18 protein-coding genes are annotated in these 21,033 nt (G+C 35.1%); 10 read left to right on the top strand and 8 right to left on the bottom strand.

What is annotated here, in order from left to right; all coding sequences use genetic code 11:
- Window positions 1-108: 108 nt before the first annotated feature.
- Window positions 109-1,257, bottom strand: coding sequence for a 2-amino-4-hydroxy-6-hydroxymethyldihydropteridine diphosphokinase (folK, locus tag CSC80_RS03230; RefSeq protein WP_099189729.1), 1,149 nt, complete (start codon window positions 1,255-1,257; stop codon window positions 109-111).
- Between the two features lie 72 nt (window positions 1,258-1,329).
- On the opposite strand from folK, the gene sppA reads away from it, so the two are divergent.
- Genes sppA through CSC80_RS03215 form a run of 3 tightly spaced genes read left to right on the top strand, consistent with a single transcriptional unit; the run spans window position 1,330 to window position 6,579 of the window.
- Window positions 1,330-3,090 carry a signal peptide peptidase SppA gene (gene sppA, locus CSC80_RS03225; protein ID WP_099189727.1) on the top strand — a complete coding sequence of 587 codons (1,761 nt, stop codon included), beginning with the start codon at window positions 1,330-1,332 and terminating at the stop codon, window positions 3,088-3,090.
- A 4-nt stretch (window positions 3,091-3,094) separates the two neighbouring features.
- Window positions 3,095-3,811 (top strand): queuosine precursor transporter, encoded by a 717-nt coding sequence (locus tag CSC80_RS03220; protein ID WP_099189725.1) that lies wholly within the window; start codon window positions 3,095-3,097, stop codon window positions 3,809-3,811.
- A gap of 32 nt (window positions 3,812-3,843) precedes the next feature.
- The gene (locus tag CSC80_RS03215) at window positions 3,844-6,579 is read left to right on the top strand and encodes an AsmA-like C-terminal region-containing protein (RefSeq protein ID WP_099189723.1); all 2,736 of its coding nucleotides are present in this window, start codon (window positions 3,844-3,846) and stop codon (window positions 6,577-6,579) included.
- Here the strand turns inward: CSC80_RS03215 and CSC80_RS03210 are convergent.
- On the bottom strand, window positions 6,572-7,366 hold the full coding sequence (locus tag CSC80_RS03210) for a DUF2797 domain-containing protein (protein ID WP_091606769.1): 795 nt from the start codon (window positions 7,364-7,366) through the stop codon (window positions 6,572-6,574). The two genes, CSC80_RS03215 and CSC80_RS03210, sit on opposite strands and share 8 nt — an antisense overlap.
- Before the next feature lie 79 nt (window positions 7,367-7,445).
- On the opposite strand from CSC80_RS03210, the gene CSC80_RS03205 reads away from it, so the two are divergent.
- Together CSC80_RS03205 and CSC80_RS03200 are read left to right on the top strand one after the other, a co-directional pair.
- The gene (locus CSC80_RS03205; RefSeq protein ID WP_099189721.1) at window positions 7,446-8,960 is read left to right on the top strand and encodes a GH3 auxin-responsive promoter family protein; all 1,515 of its coding nucleotides are present in this window, start codon (window positions 7,446-7,448) and stop codon (window positions 8,958-8,960) included.
- A gap of 252 nt (window positions 8,961-9,212) precedes the next feature.
- Window positions 9,213-9,773 (top strand): hypothetical protein, encoded by a 561-nt coding sequence (locus CSC80_RS03200; RefSeq protein WP_099189719.1) that lies wholly within the window; start codon window positions 9,213-9,215, stop codon window positions 9,771-9,773.
- A 78-nt stretch (window positions 9,774-9,851) separates the two neighbouring features.
- On the opposite strand, the gene clpX is transcribed toward CSC80_RS03200, so the two are convergent.
- From clpX to CSC80_RS03170, 6 genes are all read right to left on the bottom strand, one after another.
- Window positions 9,852-11,087 (bottom strand): ATP-dependent Clp protease ATP-binding subunit ClpX, encoded by a 1,236-nt coding sequence (clpX, locus tag CSC80_RS03195; RefSeq protein ID WP_058103897.1) that lies wholly within the window; start codon window positions 11,085-11,087, stop codon window positions 9,852-9,854.
- A gap of 87 nt (window positions 11,088-11,174) precedes the next feature.
- Entirely contained in the window at window positions 11,175-11,855 is a 681-nt protein-coding gene (clpP, locus tag CSC80_RS03190; protein WP_058103896.1) for an ATP-dependent Clp endopeptidase proteolytic subunit ClpP, read from the bottom strand.
- Window positions 11,856-11,942: 87 nt separating this feature from the next.
- Window positions 11,943-13,265, bottom strand: coding sequence for a trigger factor (gene tig, locus CSC80_RS03185; protein ID WP_099189717.1), 1,323 nt, complete (start codon window positions 13,263-13,265; stop codon window positions 11,943-11,945).
- 100 nt (window positions 13,266-13,365) lie between these two features.
- Entirely contained in the window at window positions 13,366-13,713 is a 348-nt protein-coding gene (locus tag CSC80_RS03180) for a phage holin family protein (protein WP_074672087.1), read from the bottom strand.
- Between the two features lie 27 nt (window positions 13,714-13,740).
- The gene (locus tag CSC80_RS03175) at window positions 13,741-14,517 is read right to left on the bottom strand and encodes an alpha/beta fold hydrolase (protein WP_099189715.1); all 777 of its coding nucleotides are present in this window, start codon (window positions 14,515-14,517) and stop codon (window positions 13,741-13,743) included.
- Window positions 14,514-15,227, bottom strand: coding sequence for a pyridoxine 5'-phosphate synthase (locus CSC80_RS03170; RefSeq protein ID WP_099189713.1), 714 nt, complete (start codon window positions 15,225-15,227; stop codon window positions 14,514-14,516). The genes CSC80_RS03175 and CSC80_RS03170 overlap by 4 nt, the downstream gene beginning before the upstream one ends.
- Before the next feature lie 92 nt (window positions 15,228-15,319).
- Here CSC80_RS03170 and CSC80_RS03165 point away from each other — a divergent pair, with 92 nt between their 5' ends.
- The 5 genes from CSC80_RS03165 (at window position 15,320) to CSC80_RS03145 (ending at window position 21,006) form a co-directional block, all read left to right on the top strand.
- Window positions 15,320-15,976: a CBS domain-containing protein gene (locus CSC80_RS03165; protein ID WP_058103891.1), complete on the top strand. Its 657-nt coding sequence runs from the start codon at window positions 15,320-15,322 to the stop codon at window positions 15,974-15,976.
- 1 nt (window position 15,977) lies between these two features.
- Window positions 15,978-16,859 carry an NAD kinase gene (locus CSC80_RS03160; RefSeq protein ID WP_099191392.1) on the top strand — a complete coding sequence of 294 codons (882 nt, stop codon included), beginning with the start codon at window positions 15,978-15,980 and terminating at the stop codon, window positions 16,857-16,859.
- A gap of 112 nt (window positions 16,860-16,971) precedes the next feature.
- A complete protein-coding gene (locus CSC80_RS03155; protein WP_091606752.1) occupies window positions 16,972-17,658 on the top strand; it encodes a DUF6089 family protein in 687 nt (228 codons plus the stop codon).
- A gap of 8 nt (window positions 17,659-17,666) precedes the next feature.
- Entirely contained in the window at window positions 17,667-18,407 is a 741-nt protein-coding gene (locus CSC80_RS03150) for an isoprenyl transferase (RefSeq protein WP_099189711.1), read from the top strand.
- 4 nt (window positions 18,408-18,411) lie between these two features.
- Window positions 18,412-21,006, top strand: coding sequence for a POTRA domain-containing protein (locus CSC80_RS03145; protein WP_099189709.1), 2,595 nt, complete (start codon window positions 18,412-18,414; stop codon window positions 21,004-21,006).
- Window positions 21,007-21,033 lie beyond the last annotated feature (27 nt).

Here is a 21,033-nt window from a genome sequence, read left to right as displayed (position 1 = left end):
ACCTGGTCGTAGACCAGGTTTTTTAGTATAGTTTGAGTTAGTTAGTTGCACGTATGCCTTCACAAGAAAAGATTTTCTTTTCATTTACACAAGAAATCCGGTAATTTATTATTGATATAAATTGGTCAGGGCGAAGTCTTCAATCTTGGTTAAAACCGTTTCATAATCATTGCTGCTACTTACGAAATCTAAGGCGCTAACGTCTATAATTAGTTGGTTTTCTTTAGGGTAGGTGCGTAAAAAGTCAAAATAGCCCCTATTGATTTTTTCTAAATAGGTAAGTTCAATATTCTGTTCGTAGTCTCTTCCTCGTTGCTTAATTTGCTGTAATAGTCGTTCTGTAGTTTGATACAGATAAACGTAAATTTTAGGTTTTTTAACTTCTTTGTACATGAAGTTGAACACTTTTCTATATAGGTCAAACTCGTTTTGTTGTAGGGTGACCTTGGCAAATATTAGGGATTTATAAATGTCATAATCACTTACCATAAAACTTTTAAAAAGATCCAATTGATTGGTGTCTTCTGTGAATTGTTGATAGCGGTCTGCTAAAAATGACATTTCTAATGGAAAGGCATATCTGGATTGGTCAATATAAAAATTAGGTAAAAAAGGGTTTTCGGCAAATCGTTCTAGAATTAATTTTGCATTGAAATCTTCAGCAATTTTTGTGGCCAAGGTTGTTTTTCCAGCACCAATATTACCTTCTATAGCTACATATTGTAAACTGGCAAAAAACGTATGTCTATTTTTAAAAAGCCTGGGCACTTGTTTGGTAATGGTGCTTTTGTCTTTACATTCTTGTAATAAATTGCGGGTGTCTTTATTAAAGATAGGATGGTAAAATTGTGGTGAAATATCTGCAAGAGGTTTTAAAATAAATTTTCTCTCTTGCATTTTTGGGTGCGGTATCGTAAGCGTTTCGGTATTTATAACCTCTTTTTCATAATATATGATGTCAATATCCAAAGTTCTACTCTCGTACGCGTCGCTGTTTTTTCTTTCCCTTCCAAAAGCTGTTTCAATGGATAATAACTTAACAAGTAGTTCTTCTGGTGTAAGTAAGGTCTGTAGTTCTAAACAGGCATTGAAAAAATCTTCGCCTTCAAAACCCCAAGAAGGGGTTTCATAGGTGGCAGATACTTGTCTTACCTCGCCCGCAACCTTGCCAATTTCAAAAATGGCCTTTTGTAATAATAATTGGCGGTTACCCAAATTACTTCCTATTGATAAAAGTGCTGTTTTGTATACTCCCATAATGTTAGAACAAAATAACTAAAACATATTCACATTAGTTATCTTTGTTAACTATTTAAAAGAAAGATTTAAATGAAGTTTTTAAGAAATTTTCTAGCATCTATTTTAGGTTCTCTATTTGCTTTTGGTATTTTGTTCGTAATGTTTTTAATATTTGTAAGTCTTGTAAGCAGTAGTGAAGATGCTGTTGCGGTAAAAGATAATTCTATTCTTGAGTTACAGTTACAAAGACCAATATCTGATTATACCGGTAGCAATGAGCTTGATCCGTTTGCGGGTATTTTTGAAGAATCACAAGGTTTAGATGAAATTATCCATGCTATTGAGGTAGCTAAAAATGACGACCGCATAAAAGGAATCAGTATCAATAATAACTTTATTATCGCCGGTTTGGCACAGACTCAGGCAATTAGACGTTCTTTAGAGGATTTCAAAGCGGAGGGTAAGTTTATATACGCATACGCAGATTTCTTTATGCAAAGAGATTATTATTTGGCCAGTGTCGCAGATTCTGTTTTTATAAACCCGGTAGGAGTTTTAGATTTCAAAGGACTTTCCACTGAGGTGCTTTATTACAAAGAGCTCCAAGAAAAATCTGGCGTTAAGATGGAAGTTATACGCCATGGAAAATACAAAAGTGCCGTTGAGCCCTATTTGGAGAATAATATGAGTGAGGCAAATAGGAGCCAATTGACCGCTTTGTTGCAGTCACTTTGGAATTCAATGGTGACCGATATTTCAGAAACACGTTCTATTTCTGAATCTGACCTGAACGTTATAGCAGATACTTTAGGTGGTAGAACGCCTAACTTTGCAAAGTTATCTGGGTTGGTAGATGATGTAGTATTTTATGATCAATATGAAAATAAATTGGCGAATGCGCTGGAACTAAAGAAGGATGATAAGATTAACTATAGTTCTTTAGATGATTATGTAAAGTATTCCAATAAAAAGACTTTGAAATCTGGTGATGATAAAATAGCCGTAGTTTTTGCGCAGGGAGAAATATTTTATGGTGAAGGTGGCCCAAATATCATTGGCCAAGGTATAATTAATGAAGCCTTGATTAAAGCGCGTGAAGATGAAAAGGTAAAGGCTATAGTGTTGCGGGTGAATTCACCTGGGGGTAGCGCTTTGACTTCCGATATTATTTGGCGAGAGGTGGAATTGGCTAAAAAAGAGAAACCGGTAATAGTTTCCATGGGTAATGTGGCGGCATCTGGAGGATATTATATTGCTGCGGGAGCTAATAAAATTTTCGCCGAACCTACTACAATAACAGGGTCTATTGGTGTATTTGGTACAGTGCCCAATTTAACTGAGTTGGCAGACAATGTTGGTATAAACGCAGAGCAGGTTGGCACCAACAAGAATGCAGTAGAATATTCGCTTTTTGAACCAATGCAAGAAAGTTTTAAAAATCAGGTTCAAGAAAGTATTGAGGAAACCTATGAAACATTTTTGCAAAGAGTGTCGCAAGGTAGAGGTATGACAATGGCACAGGTGGATAGTGTGGCACAAGGCAGGGTGTGGAGCGGTACCGAGGCTCTAGAGATTGGATTAGTAGATGAATTGGGTAATTTGGATGATGCTATATCTGCGGCGGCAGAAATGGCAGAAATAGATACTTACGGAGTTAAAAAATTTCCTAAATATAAAAGTGGCTTTGAACGTTTTATGGAAGATTTGGAAGGTGCAAGCGTAAAAATAAAAGAGAACCTTTTAAAAGATGAAATAGGGGAAGAGGCTTATCAAGTACTTAAGGAATTGCAATCTTTTAAAAAGCAAAGTGGGGTTCAGGCAAGAATGCCGTTTGCTTTAGATATTAAATAAGTATATGACCTTAAAGGATAGAAAATTAGCACACCGTATTTATCTGTGTTTAGGGGCTTTGTTTATTACTTCCCTAGTAGTCTCCAACCTGATTTTTCAAAAATTTTTTTATTGGAATCCCTTCGGGGATTTCACTGTTTTTGGTGTGTCACTTTTTGAAATATCCGTGGGTATTTTGCCTTACCCGATTACATTTTTGATTACAGACCTCATATCTGAAATTTACGGTAGAAAAATGGCTAACCAAATTGTTACGGCAGGTATCTTTGCTTCATTCTTTTCCATGGGTATAATATTGGTAGCTGAGGTTGCCCCCGCTATACCATCGTCGCCTATAGATGATACTACATTTACACAGGTTTTTGCTTTATCGCCAATAGCGGTCTTGGCTTCTATGATCGCGTATTTGTTGGCGCAATATGTAGATGTTGCCATTTATCATTTTTGGAAAAAATTGACAAAAGGAAAGTATTTATGGTTGCGTAATAATTTTTCAACTTTCCTGTCACAATTTCTAGATACGTTTACCGTTGTGGCATTATTATGTGTGTTTAAAGTATTGCCTTGGAATCTTTTTTTCGGACTTGTAGTGAGCGGATTTATTTTTAAGATTTTTATAGCATTTATAGACACCCCTTTTCTCTATTTCTTCGTATATATAATGAGAAAACGTTTTAATCTAAAGCCAAATGAAGAATTGGATTTAGATGTATTAGAATAAGAACAGTAAACTAAACAGTATAAAATTATACTATGGGTAAGAAAATATTGAAGATTGTAGGTGTATTTCTATTGCTAATTGTAATTGTATTGATAGCGGCACCTTTTTTCTTAGAGGCTAAAATTGGAGACATTATTAAAAATAATGTGAATAATAATGTAAATGCAACTTTGGATTTTTCTGAGGCAAACTTAAGTTTGGTCAAAAGCTTTCCAAATGCAGAAGTGAATTTCAAAGATGTGGTGTTAATTAATAAGGCGCCATTTGAAGGTGACACCTTGTTCAAGGCAAACAATTTGGATTTGACCATGGGAATAATGCAGTTGTTTAAAAGTACTGGCGATGCTATTGCTATTAATGATATCAATTTAGAGGGGGCTCTGGTCAATATTGTAGTCGATAAAGAAGAGAATGCAAATTATGATATTGCCATTGCTTCTGAAACTACAACAACCGTAGAAGAATCTAATTCAACAGATGGTTTTTCTTTTGATCTACAGTCTTATGAAATCACCAATTCAAGAATTTATTATACCGATAAATCTACAGGTATAGCTTTTAAATTGGATGATTTTCAACATAATGGTACGGGAGACCTGTCATTGGCAACTTCTGAATTGGATACGCATACCAACGCTCTTATTTCTTTGGAAATGGATAGTGTTAATTACTTAAACAAGAATAAGATCAAGTTAGATGCACTTATTGGTATAGATTTAAATGAGAACAAGTATTCTTTTTTAAAGAATGAGGCCTTGATCAATCAATTACCATTGGTGTTTGATGGTTTTGTTAAGTTGAACGATACCAGCCAAGAAGTTGATTTAACTTTCAAAACTCCGTCATCCGATTTTAAAAATTTCTTAGCTGTAATACCGGAAATTTATTCTAAGAATATTGAAAATGTGACCACAACAGGTGATTTTGCTGTAAATGGTAATTTTAATGGAGTGGTGGATGAAACCCATATTCCTAAATTTCACATAGAACTTAAATCTGATAATGCATCTTTTAAATATCCAGATTTACCTAAAGCGGTTAAAAATGTGTTTTTTGATGTTCAGATAGATAATAAAACAGGAATTGTTGAAGACACCTACGTTAATATCAACAAGGCATCGTTCATGATAGATGAAGATAAGTTTAACCTTACTTCTAATATTACCGAGCTTATGGGTAATACAAAGGTTAAGGCTCATATGGATGGAAATATGAACTTGGCCAATATCTCAAAAGCATATCCGGTACCAGCTGAATATAATCTAAAAGGAATGTTGAAGGCTGATATTACAACTGCTTTTGATATGGCTTCAGTAGAAAACGAGCAATATGAGAAAACGAGTACTACAGGAGATTTGAGCTTAACCGATTTTGAATATAACTCAGACGAACTTGCAAATCCGGTAAAGTTTAAGGCGGCACGTTTAACCTTTAACCCTAAGACAGTTACCTTAAACAATCTGAATGGTACTACAGGTACAACGGATTTTGATGCAACAGGAACTATAAACAACCTTTTAGGTTTCATGTTCAATGATGAAAAGGTAGAAGGTAATTTCAACTTGAAGTCTAATACTTTTGCTTTAAGTGATTTCATGGTTGCCGAGACAGAGACAACATCTTCTGCAGGTGAAAATGAATCAACTGGTGGAAATACGGTTGAAGAAGAAAAAATTAAAATCCCTTCATTCTTGGACGCTACAATCAATGCAGATGCTAAAAAAGTGATATATGATAATATCGTCTTAAGCGATGTAACCGGTGTTTTAAAAATTAAAGATGAAACGGCAACATTAAGTAATATGTCTGCCGGAATGTTTGGTGGGAAAATAGGGTTTAATGGCCAAGTGTCTACTAAAACGGAAACTCCTACTTTTAACATGAAGCTAGATCTAAATCATTTGGGTATTCAAGAAACTTTTGCTTCCGTAGATCTTTTTAAAGCAATAGCTCCCATAGCTCAAATGTTGAATGGAAAATTAACCTCGGATATTTCTTTATCAGGTAATTTAACAGATGATCTTTTGCCGAACCTACTGTCCCTGAGTGGTGATTTATTTGCTGATATCATGACGGAAGAAGTAAATACTGAATCTGCACCAGTATTAAATACCCTTGTTTCTAAGTTGAATTTTATAGATGTAAATCAGTTGAATTTAAAAGATATTAAAACATCATTGTCTTTTAAAGATGGTTTAGTTGCGGTGAAGCCGTTTACATTGAATTATAAGGATATTGCTATTAATGTAGATGGTAACCATTCTTTTGATCAAAAATTGAATTATAAAGCATCTTTACAGGTACCGGCAAAGTACCTTGGGTCTGACGTTACCAAACTTATAGCTAAAATTGATGATGCTACTTTAACCGATCTAACTATTCCCGTTGTTGCAAGTATTGGCGGGGCGTATAACAGCCCAACTGTTACAACCGATCTAACATCAGGTGTAAAGGCGCTTACTAGTAAATTAATAGAGATTGAAAAGCAAAAGTTAATAAATAAAGGTACTGATAAGGCCAAAGATCTTATTGGTAGTCTAATTGCAGGCAATAAGGCTACCCAAGATTCTGTAAGCGGTGAAACGTCTTCGACCAAAACGAGCGCAAAAGATATTCTAGGCGGAATTTTAGCTACAAAAAAAGATACAGCAACAACCGTTAAGAAAGATTCTACCCCTGCTAAAATTGAGAAAGAAGCAGTGAAGGAAAAAGCTAAGGATATTTTAGGAGGCCTATTCGGAAATAAGAAAAAAGATAGTACTAACTAATGGTTAAGCCAACATAGTAGCCCTCGCTACCCCTAACGTTGAATACAGTATTATCTTCAAAAATTAAATACTGACCTTTTATACCTTTTAATTTGCCTTCAAAAGAAGGGGTTTTAGTAAGGTTAAGGCTTTTAACTTTTGTAGGGTATTGCAATACTGGAAATTCTAATTCCGTCTCTTTGTTGGTTTCTAGGTAATACGGCAATGCTTCCTCTGGTATGTATTGTTTTAGTTTTTCTCGCCATTCTTGTAGATTTTCGTCCACGACATTATTGGTAAGCATAGTACGCCAGTTTGTTTTGTCTCCAACATGGTCTTTTAGGGCAACTTCGGTAATTCCTGCCAAATAACGATTAGGTACTTCTACGATTTCAATAGCTTCGTGCGCACCTTGGTCGATCCATCTGGTAGGTACTTGTGCTTTTCTGGTGACACCTACCTTAACATTACTAGAATTGGCTAAATAAACAATGTGAGGCTGTAGTTGTACCTTTTTCTCATAAGCTAGATCTCTATCTTCTTGATCTAAATGGGCTTTGCTCAGCTCTGGTCGCATGATCCAGTCGCCTGCAGATGGTATTTCAAAAAAACATGTTCTACAAAAGCCTTGTCTATATATAGGTCTGTCGTTACCGCAGTTAAGGCATTGGTGTTTTATGAATTCTATTTTCAGCGATTTGTCAAGTACTTGGTTCACGTTTAGGAAATCGGACTCAAAAAGCATATAATATTGAATTGGACTTCCTATTTCGGTCTGCATTTTTCTTAGTACTCCTTCGTATTGCATGTTAATTTAGCTTATTGATTTGTCAATTTGAAAATGATAATTAGATACGCTACTTTTAGCAAGACAAAGATACCTATAAATGCCAATTACCCTATTTAATTCTATTGCCTCTTGGTTGCTTAAAAAGCGATTTCACCAGATTGAACTTTTTTTAAAATATCCCGAAGAAGTCCAAGAAGAGGTTTTGTTGCAGTTGTTAGAATTTGCAGAAGATACAGAGGTGGGTAGAACCTATGATTTTGAATCTATTGAATCTTATAATCAATTTAAAGAAAGATTGCCAATTGTTTCTTACGAGGAAGTTCAGCCTATAATTGAACGTACCCGGAGAGGGGAACAGAATTTGTTTTGGCCAACCAAAGTTAAATTGTTTGCCAAGAGTAGTGGAACAACCAATGCTAAAAGTAAGTTTATACCGGTGAGCGCAGAGGCTTTGGAAGATTGTCACTATAAATCCAGTAAAGATCTTTTATGCCTTTATTTAAACAACAATGAAAATTCACAACTGTTCACTGGTAAAAGTCTTCGTTTAGGTGGTAGTAAAGAGTTATACGAGGATAATGGTTCTTTGTTTGGGGATTTATCTGCCATACTAATAGATAACATGCCCTTATGGGCCGAGTATAGCAGTACGCCTAGTAACAAGGTGTCGTTAATGAGCGATTGGGAAAGTAAGCTTTTGGCCATTATTCATGAAAGTGTTCATGAAAACGTAACTAGTTTGGCCGGTGTGCCATCATGGATGTTAGTACTTATGAATAAAGTGCTAGAGCAAACAGGTAAGGATAATTTATTTCAGGTGTGGGAAAATCTTGAAGTTTATTTTCACGGTGGTGTAAATTTTAACCCATACAAAGAGCAGTACAAAAAGATACTTCCTAAAAGCAATTTTAGATATTACGAAATTTATAATGCCTCTGAAGGTTTTTTTGCCATTCAAGATAGAAATGGTGCAGACGATTTACTGCTGATGTTAGATTACGGTATTTTTTATGAGTTTATACCTATGAACATATATGGCGAATTAAATGAAGAAGCTATACCGTTATGGGATATTGAACTTGGTAAAAACTATGCCATTGTTATAACGACCAATTCTGGTCTGTGGCGATATAAAATAGGAGATACGGTACGTTTTACTTCAAAAAGCCCGTATCGCATTAAAGTTACCGGTAGAACAAAACATCATATTAATGTATTTGGCGAAGAGCTTATAATTGAAAATGCCGAAGAAGCTTTAAAAATAGCATGTGCAAAAACCGGCGCAGAAATAATGGACTACACCGCCGGACCGGTTTTTATGGTCAATAAAGAAAAAGGTGCACATGAGTGGATCATGGAATTTAGAAAACTACCTGAAAATTTTAAAGCGTTTGTTGAGATTTTTGATAATGCATTAAAATCTCTTAATTCTGATTATGAAGCAAAGAGACTTCATAATATTACTTTGAATGCTCCCATAATTCATGAAGCCAGAAAAAATCTTTTTTATGATTGGTTGAAGAAAAATGACAAACTTGGCGGGCAGCATAAGATACCCAGATTGTCTAATAAAAGGGATTATTTAGATGAGCTTTTGCTCATGAACAAGTAATTTGCTCTATACACACTAAATATTAGTCCAATCACAACAAAATTTTATTTTTTGGCAACACTTGCTCTAAATTAGCTGATGTTAATGTAAACTTTGTTTTCAGTTAAACGCTGATGTTTCATTTTTTTATAAATCTTAAAATTAGGGACTACATCGATAATATTAACCTGTAGACAATTAAATAGGGATTGGTAGGATAATTAATACAACTTGCTGAAGCAAAACTTAACCAATACTATAAATACTATTATTATGGCAGAAAAATTAGTGATCGTTTCAGATATGTGGGGCGCTAAAAAAGGATTGTGGATTACGTCTTATTTAGGGTATCTACAACAGTATTTTGATATTACTTTTTATGATAGCCAACAATTGGCAAATTTGGATATTTTGATCCAAACGGAAGAAAATGTACATAATGCCTTTATTGAAGGTGGTACGGACACTGCTGTGTCTCATTTGTTAAAGAAAGAAACGGAGCCTTGCTACTATTTAGCTTTTAGTACAGGTGCTACCATAGTTTGGGAAGCTGCAAAAAAAGGTTTGCCTGTTAAATCTTTATATGGTGTTTCTCCAACTAGAATCAGAAAAATGAACGATAGGCCTAATATTCCTTTTCAGTTGGTATACGGTGCTAATGACGAGTTTAGACCTAGCGAAGAATGGGGTGATAAACTAGGTGTTGAAATGGAAGTATTGCCAGGTTATGGGCATACACTTTATACTGATGAGAAAATCATTAAAAAAGTCTGTATGGACTTATTGCAAGAGGTAACACAGATTGCGCCACAGGTTAAAAAAAAGGTGGTGTAATTATCTTATAAAAGAATATAATGCATAAAAAAAGCGAAGATGAAAATCTTCGCTTTTTTGTTTTGTATACATTGGTATTTATGAAACGGCCTTTAATTTTTTAATGGTATCATGAGATAACATTTCTTCGGCATATGGTTTTGTTACCTTAAAGTTGGTTTCACCTGAACTAGGCATTTCAAACATCGCATCGGTGAAAATAGCTTCGCATAAAGAACGCAAGCCTCTAGCTCCAAGCTTATATTCAATAGCTTTTTCTACAATATAATCCAATGCTTGGTCGGTAATACTAAAAGTAATATCATCCATAGCAAACAGTTTTTCATACTGTTTAATGATTGCATTTTTTGGCTCGGTTAAAATTGCTCTTAATGTTTTCTTGTCTAACGGATTCATATGTGTAAGAACCGGTAGTCTACCAATTATTTCAGGAATAAGTCCAAAATCCTTTAAATCTTTAGGGATGATATATTGTAATAAATTGTCATCATCTAAAGTACTGTCGGATTTTGAAGCGCTATACCCAACGGCTTGCATGTTTAACCTTTTGGTAATGGCGCGTTCTATACCATCAAAAGCTCCACCGGCAATGAATAGAATATTCTCGGTATTGACTTCAATAAACTTTTGGTCAGGGTGTTTTCTTCCTCCCTTAGGCGGAACATTAACCGTTGTGCCTTCTAAAAGTTTTAATAAACCTTGTTGAACACCTTCACCAGATACATCTCTTGTTATGGAAGGGTTGTCGCTTTTACGTGCAATTTTATCAATCTCATCTATAAAAACAATACCTCTTTCCGCTTTCTCTAGGTTGTAATCCGCTGCCTGTAAAAGACGGGTTAAAATGCTTTCTACATCTTCACCAACATAACCAGCTTCGGTTAATACGGTAGCATCAACTATAGCTAACGGTACATTAAGTAATTTGGCAATAGTCTTTGCCATTAAGGTCTTACCTGTACCGGTCTGACCAACCATAACAATATTACTTTTTTGTATCTCTACATCATCTTCTTTTGAGGAAGGTTGTAATAATCTTTTGTAATGATTGTATACTGCAACAGACATTACCTTTTTGGTACGTTCCTGACCAATTATAAAAGTGTCAAGAAACTCTTTGATCTCTTGTGGTTTTTTTAAAACAAGTTCAGAAGAAAGATCGTTGGTCTTCGTTTGTTTTGATTCTTCTGCTACAATACCATGTGCTTGCTCAATACAACGGTCGCAAATATGTGCGTCAAGACCAGCAATCAACAAGTTTGTTTCTGGTTTTTTTCTGCCGCAAAATGAACACTCTAAATTTTCCTTTGCCATTATCTATCTTCTCAATTCTATACCTAAACGATTTAAAATCGTTTTTGGTTTAAAAATCATCTATTAATTTGAATAAGTTAGTCGAAATTATTTCTTCTCCCTTACCAAAATTTCATCTATCATACCGTATTTTAGAGCTTCATCTGCCTTCATCCAGTAATCACGATCACTATCTTCACGTACTTTTTCGATATCTGTACCAGAGTGCTCAGCAATGATCTGGTAAAGCTCATCTTTTAATTTTAAGATTTCTCTAGCCGTAATTTCAATATCACTGGCTTGACCTTGTGCACCACCTAAAGGTTGGTGGATCATAACACGTGAATGCTGTAAACCACTACGTTTTCCTTTTTCTCCTGCACATAATAATACGGCACCCATTGATGCTGCCATACCTGTACATATTGTTGCTACATCTGGAGAGATAAACTGCATGGTGTCATAAATACCTAAACCTGCATACACACTGCCTCCAGGTGAGTTAATGTAAATTTGAATATCCTTCTTGGCATCTACACTGGCCAAAAACAATAATTGTGCTTGTATAATGTTGGCAACCTGATCATTAATACCGGTTCCCATAAAAATGATGCGGTCCATCATTAAACGCGAATAAACGTCCATTGCTACAATATTCATAGAACGTTCTTCAATAATGTTCGGCGTCATGTTCGTTGGGTACATGCTGCTCATTATAGAATCGTAATATGTGCTACTTATTCCTTGGTCGTTTATAGCGAAATTCTTGAATTCTTTTCCGTAATCCATAAATTGTATGTCTATATTTTTGAGTAAAAAAAGGTGCCGAAAATTATATTTCCGGCACCGTAAAGATACTTAATTTATTGTTTGGAATTATCCGTAAACTTCTTTCACGAAATTTTCATAGGTAACCTCCTTAGTCTTAAGGTTTGCCTTTTCTTTGTAAAGATTCAATAATTTTTGACTCATCAATTGTTCAGACAGTCTTTTTACTTCATCTTGGTTACCTAAAACACGAGCAGCTATAGAATCTAACTCCTCTTCTTTTGGATCTAATTGACCAAATTGTGCCATTTGAGAACGAATAAATCCTTTAGAGAATTCTTTCAATTCGTCAAACTGAACTTGTAACTCATTATCGCGAATTATTTTACCTTCAATAAGCTGGTAACGCAATCCTTTTTCTGATTTAGCATACTCTTCAGCTGCTTGCTCTTCAGATAATGGTTCTTCACCGGTCATTTGAATCCACTTGGTCAAGAAACCTGTAGGTAGTTCAAATTTGGTGTTTTCTATAAAGTATTCAGTAACATCGTTCAATAACTTTTGATCTGCCTGTTGCTCAAATTGCTTTTCTGAATCTTCCTTAATACGCTCTTTTAATTCCTTTTCAGATTTTACGCTATCAGGACCAAAAAGCTTATCGAAAAGCTCTTGGTTCAATTCTGCAGCTTCTCTTTCGTTAATTTCCGATATAGTAAAGGTGATTTCGGTATCCAATGCTTCGGCTTTTTGCTTGTCAATACCTAAAGCGCTAGATAGCATATGATCTTCTTTAAATAGACCTTTGGTTTTTAGTGTAACAACATCGCCTACTTTTTTACCTTTTAAAGCATCTAAAGCTTTTTTGCTTTTCAATTTGTCCGTTTCGATCATTGTTTTGCTATCGATCTCTTCAGCTTCATTGAAAAAAGTACCACTTACTTCATCGTTTTTGCTAACCTCATCTTTACTGACTAGTTTACCGTATTGTTTTTGAATACGCTCAACCTGCTCGTTGACCATTTTATCGTCAGCTACAATTTTGTATTGGGTTATTGCCTTTTTGGTCTTCAAGGAAACCTCAAAATCAGGTGCAAGCCCTAATTCAAACTCAAACGCCAATTCATCTTGGTCCCAGTCAAAATTGTCTTGTTGTTTTGGTAATGGGTTACCAAGAACATCTAATTTTTCTTCTGTAAGATATTTGTTAAGATTGTCTTGTAATAATTTGTTGACCTCATCTACCAATACAGCTTTACCATATTGCTTCTTTATAAGCCCCATAGGAACTTGGCCTTTTCTAAAACCAGGAATATTAGCTTGCTTCTTATAATCCTTTAAAATGGTGTCTACCTTATCTTGGTAATCTTCTTTTGTGATAGCAACTTTAACTACTGCATTTAAATCGTCTATCTGCTCTTTCGTAATATTCATTCCTTAATATCTATTTGCATGTGTAAAATGGGATGCAAAAATACTACATTTTGCAAAGTCAACCAATTTTTTAAAGTATTGAATTTCAAATCACAAGCAACTATGACTTGTCTTCTTTTAACAACGAAAAAAATATTGATTGTAAAAATGATAGCAAGAGGCTAAAAATCAATGCCCACCAAATGTTTCCGACAGCAAAACCGTCAATGAGGTTGTCTGCCAAAAGAATGATCAAAGCGTTTATGATCAGTAAAAAAAGACCAAAAGTTATTACCGTTACCGGTAATGTTAGGATTACCAATATAGGTTTTACCAGTAAATTCAGTATACTGAGTACAACGGCAACTATGACCGCGGTCATAAAACTATCTACGGATACATTAGGTAATACATTCGCTAAGATGATAACAGCAATTGCACTTAAAAGGATTCTCAAAATTAGTTTCATAGGGGTATATTTTATAGGGTTAAAAGTTTAGCCTTGGTCAAAGAAGTTCATTGATTTTTCAAAGAACTGTTCTGGGTTTTCCGCATGTAGCCAATGCCCAGCATTGTCGATACTTTTAACAGTAGCTTTTGGAAAGTGTCTTTGTATGGTTTCAAAATCATTTTTAGTGACATATTCAGACTTGTCTCCTCTTAGAAATAAAGTGGGTCCGTCAAAGCTATCCGTACTGTTGATATTGTCCCCAATATCTTCCATTTTTTCACTTAAAACCTCTAGGTTAAATTTAAAACGTAGTTTTTTATTTTCATCCCTTTCAAGATTTTTTAATAAAAACTGACGAATACCAGGGTTTGCTAAATGCTTTTTTAATTGCTCGTCGGCATCTTTTCTGGATTTTAAATTAGTAGTGTCAATGGCATTTAGACCGTTAATGATATCTTTATGATGTGGCGGATAGTATTTTGGTGCTATATCGGCAATTAATAATTGGTTAATACGCTCAGGATAGGTGCAGGCAAATTGCATGGCGGTCTTACCACCCATTGAATGTCCAATTAAAGCAGTGGTTTCAATTGTATGCGCATCTAAATAATTTAAAAAATCGTTGGCTAAAATGTCATAGTTGAAATCTGGTGAATGAAAGCTTTTGCCGTGATTTCTTTGGTCTATTAGGTGTACGCAGAACCCATTTTCTGCATATTGTGCTCCTAATGTTTTCCAATTATCTAGCATGCCCAGGAAACCGTGTAAAATACATAGGGGTTTGCCTTCGCCTAAAATTACCGAATGTAATATCTGTTTCATTTTAATCTTTGTAAATACATGTTTACTACATTGTCCAGCCCTAAATAAAGTGCTTCACTAATTAGAGCATGGCCAATGGATACCTCTAGTAAGTTAGGAATATTTTTTGCAAAATATTCAATATTGTCCAAGCTTAGGTCATGACCTGCATTGATGCCCAAACCTAGTTCATTTGCTTTTTTTGCAGCTTCTACAAAAGGTAGTATGGCCTTCTCTTTATTTTTTTCATAATCGACAGCATAGCTTTCCGTGTAAAGTTCTATTCGGTCGGTACCAACAACTTTTGCTCCTTCTATCATCTTTGGGTCCGGATCTACGAAAATAGATGTTCTGATTCCGGCAGATTTGAACGTTTTTATAACATCGGTTAAAAATTCTTTATGTTTTATGGTATCCCAACCTGCATTAGAGGTGATTGCATCAACGGAGTCCGGTACTAACGTCACTTGTTCTGGCTTTACTTCTAGTACCAAATCAATAAATTTTGATATTGGGTTGCCTTCTATGTTGAATTCTGTTTGAACCGTTTTTTTTAGATCTCTGGCATCTTGATATCTAATATGCCTTTCATCTGGTCTTGGGTGAATGGTTATACCTTGGGCGCCAAAACTTTCTATGTCTGTAGCTACCTTGAGTAAATTTGGAACATTACCGCCACGGGCATTTCTAAGAGTTGCAATTTTGTTAACGTTAACGCTAAGTTTTGTCATTGTGTCTTATTTACCTTTTAAGAGCATCAAAAATACAAATAAGGCACGCCTTTTGATATTATTAATTGTTATTTTGCGTTATAAATAGGCTTATGCATATTCAAGAACATATCATTACGAACTTACCGGTATTCGATATCAAGGATACTTCTGAAAAAATATTGGAGTTTTTTCAAGACACTACCTATTCCCATATTGCTATATTGGAAGATGGAAGGTTTTTAGGTTTATTTTCCGAGATTGATGCGGACGGTTTATTGCCGGACTCAAAAATAGAAGACTTTAGGTATGAGCTTCAAAGTTTTTTTGCCCGTAGGGAAACCAATTGGCTTGATGTTCTTGAGGTTTTTGCCCGTAACGAGGCTAATTTACTGCCTATTTTGAATGAAAAAGAAGAGGTGGTAGGTTACTATTGCCTTACCGATATTGTTGCGGAGTTCATTGATACCCCTTTCTTTACAGATCCAGGTAGTATTTTGGTAGTGGCTACAGGTATTAAGGATTATTCCTTTAGTGAAATTGCACAAATTGTAGAGAGTAATAATGCCAAACTCATTGGTGGATTTATTACCGATACCCAAAATGATATCGTACAGGTGACCTTAAAGATTACCGCCAATAACTATAATAAGGTAGTACAGACATTTAGGCGTTATAATTACCATATTTTATTTGGTAATAGTGATGATGAGTTTCTGGAAGATTTGAAAAAACGATCAGATTACTTGGATAAATATCTTAATGTATAATATGAAAGTAGCGGTATACGGTCAAACCTATCAAGATAATGCTATTGAATATCTCATTGAACTGTTAGATGAGTTGAACAAAGTATCTGCAGAAGTTTCCATAGAGAAAGATTTTTACGAGCTATATAAGTTGCATGATGAATCTGAAACATTTCCAATATTTACTATTGAAAAGGGTTTGGATGCCACTTTTGATATGTTCGTGAGTTTTGGTGGTGACGGTACCATATTAAGAGCTACAACATTTGTTAAAGACTTAGGTATACCTATAGTAGGTGTAAATACAGGTAGATTGGGATTTTTGTCAACGTTTAAGAAAGAAGATGTTCGTAAAGTAGTGCAAGAATTTAAGCAAGGGGCGTATACTGTGGTAGAACGTAGTTTGGTTCAACTGAATACCAAGGAGTTGGATGTTGAGTTCGGGGATTTGAATTTTGCTTTGAACGAAATTACGGTCAGCAGAAAAGACACTACCTCTATGATTACGGTGGAGACCTATTTAAATAATGAATACCTTACCTCTTATTGGGCAGACGGTTTAATAATTTCTACACCAACAGGTTCAACAGGTTATTCATTAAGTTGCGGTGGTCCTGTCATTGTGCCTACTGCTAAATCATTGGTGTTAACGCCAATTGCTCCCCATAACTTAAATGCAAGACCGTTGGTAATATCAGATGACACGGTAATTCGGTTAAAGGTTTCGGGTAGGGAAGATAACCACTTGGTGTCCTTAGACTCTAGAATAGCTTCTTTGGAGAATGGTGAAGAGATAACCATTAGCAAAGCTCCTTTTACAATTAAAATGATAGAATATACTTCAGAAAGTTTTTTAAAGACCTTAAGAAATAAGCTGCTTTGGGGTGAAGATAGACGAAATTGAACCTCCTTTAGAACAATAAATACTTTCAATTGCTGTTTATCCTTTGAGAACATAAAAATTATGGTACCCATTTTTTAGAGCCCTATAGTGCCAATAATTAAAAACCCATTTTATGCGTTATATAACGTTATTGATCCTTTTACTTTCATTTTCGGGTTTGCAATCGCAGACATATGAAGTAGGTATTTTTGCAGGTGGAGCCAATACTATAAGTGATGTAGGTAGAACAAATTATATTTTACCTTCCGATATTGCTTTTGGCGGATTGTTCAAATGGAATATCAGTAAAAGATATGCTTGGAGAGGAAGCTTAACGTACGGCAAATTCACTGCAGATGACAATAAATCTAGTTCTACGGCCAGGCAGCAAAGAGGTTATGTCATAGATAATTCTATTTTAGAAGGTTCGGTTGGGCTAGAGTTTAATTTTGTTGAATATAATTTGCACAAACTGGGTCCGGCATTTACACCTTATTTATATACCGGTCTTACTTACTTTAGATATGATTACCAGTATTTTAATGGTGGGGTTCTTCAAGAAATAAATCAGAAAGAAGGTAGTTTTGCGGTGCCAATGACCGTTGGTTTTAAGTATCGTATCAATCAGTTTCTTATTTTTGGAGGCGAAATAGGGGCTAGGTATACCTTTACCGATAATTTAGATGGTAGTAATCCAGAAGGTTCTAACTTTGAGGAATTCCAATTCGGAAACATTTTTAGTGATGACTGGTATGTTTTTTCTGGATTAACCTTGACCTATACTTTTGGCAGAAAGCCTTGTATGGATTGTTTTGAGTAAATATAAAGATGAGCGATAGTAACGAAATTGACAAGCTGAATGTTCCAAAGCACCTTGCTATTATTATGGACGGTAATGGTAGATGGGCAAAAGAACGTGGTAAACTAAGGGTGTTTGGTCATGAACATGGGGTAAAGACCGTTAGGATAGTTGTAGAACAATGCGCTCAATTAAAAATAGATTTTCTTACACTTTATACATTTTCAACAGAAAATTGGAACAGACCAAAGATAGAAGTGCAAACACTTATGCGCCTTTTGGTCTCATCTTTAAAGAAAGAACTTAAAACTTTTAACAAAAATAACATACGTTTAAATACTATTGGCAACATAGATGCATTGCCTGCAAAAGCTTATAAGGAGTTGGTAGATGTAATGGAGCAAACTAAGCAAAATACAGGGATGACATTGACCCTTGCCTTAAGTTACGGGGCTCGCGAAGAGCTACAGTCTATGGTCAAAGAGATCAGTACCAAAGTTAAAAATAATATAATTTCAGTTGAAAAGATTGACCAAGACATTATAAATAGCCATCTTTACACGCATGATTTGCCTGACGTAGACTTACTTATCCGTACTAGTGGAGAACATCGGATCAGTAATTTTTTATTATGGCAAATAGCTTATGCGGAGTTATATTTTATTGATGTATATTGGCCTGATTTTAGAGAGCATCACTTAGTGGAGGCCATCAAAAACTACCAGAACAGAGAACGAAGATTTGGAAAAACTAGCGAACAACTCACTTAAAGATATGACTAGGTTCATATCCTTGAACCAATTTTTAACCACCCTTTTATTTTTAACCACCTTTATTGCCGCTGCACAGGATCAATCCTATGAAGATGGCAAAAGTTATATTTTAGGAGGGTTGGATGTAACTGGTCTTCAAAGTTATAACGAGCAAACGGTTAAAACCTATACAGGTTTAAGAGTAGGGCAGCCTATAACGTTGCCAGGAGAACAAATTAGTGAAGTCATTAAAAAACTTTGGGGTCTAGAACTTTTTAGTGAAATTGACATTTTCATTACCAATATAGAGGAGAATACTGTTTTCTTAGAGTTGAATATTATTGAAAGGCCTACCTTGACCAATGTTAAGTTTTATGGTGTTAAAAAAGGTAAGGTAGAAAGTCTTATTAAAGATACAGATCTAAAAAAAGGAAAGAAAATTACTGAAAGTTTAATTTCCAATTCAAAAAACTATATTACTAATAAGTATAAGAAGCAAGGGTATTTAAATGCCGAGGTTACTATAGCCACTTCTAAAGATACAACGGATACCAATACCCAGAATATGGTGGTAAACGTTAATAAAGGTGATAAAGTAAAGATTCGTAGTATTAGTTTTGAGGGTAATGAGCAATTATCCGATAAAAAATTACGTAAAGCCTTAAAAAATACAAAGCAGAAAAAATTAGGTCGTTTTTGGAAAAAATCGAAATATATTGAAGAAGATTATGAAGAGGACCTTGGTCTTTTGATTGATAAGTTTGCTGAAAATGGATATCGTGATGCTAGGGTAATCTCTGATACTATAATCAAAGTCGATGAAAACAATATCGATTTAAAGATTAAAGTGGAAGAAGGCGATAAGTACTACTTTGGTAATATTGATTTTGTGGGTAATACCGTTTATACCGATCGTCAATTGAATCAAGTATTGGGTATAAAAAAGGGAGATACCTACAATGGTGTTTTATTGCGTGAAAGAATTGCGGATAATTCTAAACCAGACCCTAATGATGTCACTAGTTTGTATCAAAATAATGGTTATTTGTTCTCGACCATTAATCCGGTAGAAATTTCAGCTGCCAATGACACTATTGATTTTGAAATTAGGATTATAGAAGGTAAAGAAACGTTTTTAAACCATGTAACCGTTTCTGGTAATGATAAGACAAATGACCATGTCATCTATCGTGAACTGCGTACAAGACCAGGTCAAAAATACAACAAGGCAGATATTATCAGAAGTATTCGTGAGTTAGGTCAGTTGGGCTTTTTCGATGCTGAACAAATTACTCCAGATGTATTGAACGCCAATCCTAATGAGGGTACTGTAGATTTAGCTTGGAGTCTGGTAGAATCCGGGTCAAGTCAAATAGAACTACAAGGTGGTTATGGTGGCGGTGGCTTCATTGGTACTTTAGGGTTATCTTTTAGTAATTTCTCTATTCAGAATTTATTCAAAGGTGAAAAATATAAGCCGGTACCTATGGGTGATGGTCAAACCTTTGCACTACGTTTACAGGCCAGTCAAACGTATAGAGTCTATAGCTTAAATTTTGCTGAGCCATGGTTGGGTGGTAAAAAGCCGGTACGTTTTAACCTTAGTATGTCTAGAACACAGCAATTTGCTGCCTCTTATGATAGTAGTGGCGATATTGATATAGATAAGGATCAACAATTTTCTATTACGGGTATTACGGCAGGTTTGGCAAAACGTGTACAATGGCCAGATGATTTCTTTACCATTTCACATTCCGTAAGTTACCAGTTATATGATTTTAGAAACTATAATATTGGTCTATTTAACTTTGGTGATGGTAAGGCAAATTCATTAGCGTATACCTTTGGTATTTCAAGAAACGCAACGCAAGGTGGTAGAATTTTCCCAAGAGGAGGGTCTAATTTTGAAATTAGTGCCAAGTTTACTCCTCCTTGGTCTTTGTTTAGTGATAAGGATTATAGGTCATTACAAGATCGATCTAATGAAATAGAAAGTATTCCTGCTGCAAGTAGAACTAGTACTGAACAGGCAGAATTGGAAGATTTGGATCAGGAAAGGTTTAGATGGTTAGAGTATTATAAAGTCAAATTCAAGGGAGATTGGTATACTACTTTAGTAGACAAGTTGGTGTTGCGTAGTAATGCTGAATTTGGTTTCCTTGGTAATTATAATAGTGCTGTAGGAGATGTACCTTTTGAACGTTTTTATGTTGGTGGTGATGGTTTAGGTAACTTTACATTAGACGGTAGAGATGTAGTACAATTAAGAGGTTATGACAATCAATCTATAACCCCTTATTCTGAAGGGGCAACTTCACCCGATGGTGCTTTGATCTATAATAAATTCTCTTTAGAGCTTAGATATCCTTTGACTCTGAAGCCGTCTGCATCCATTTACGGACTAGCATTTTTAGAAGGTGGTAATGCGTTCAACAATTTTCAAGAGTTTAATCCGTTTGAATTAAAACGATCGGCCGGTGTGGGGCTGCGCATCTTTATGCCAGCATTTGGTTTACTTGGTATTGACTTTGGTTACGGATTCGACGAAGACTATGTGCCAGGTTCTGTAGGACCAAGCGGATGGCAAACGCACTTCATCATTGGTCAACAGTTTTAGTTTTCATTGAATTATTATCATTGTGCT

Source organism: Maribacter sp. 6B07, assembly GCF_002700155.1.
Taxonomy (GTDB): domain Bacteria; phylum Bacteroidota; class Bacteroidia; order Flavobacteriales; family Flavobacteriaceae; genus Maribacter; species Maribacter dokdonensis.
Note: the sequence above shows the minus strand (reverse complement) of the source record. Positions and strands in the feature narration are given on the sequence as shown.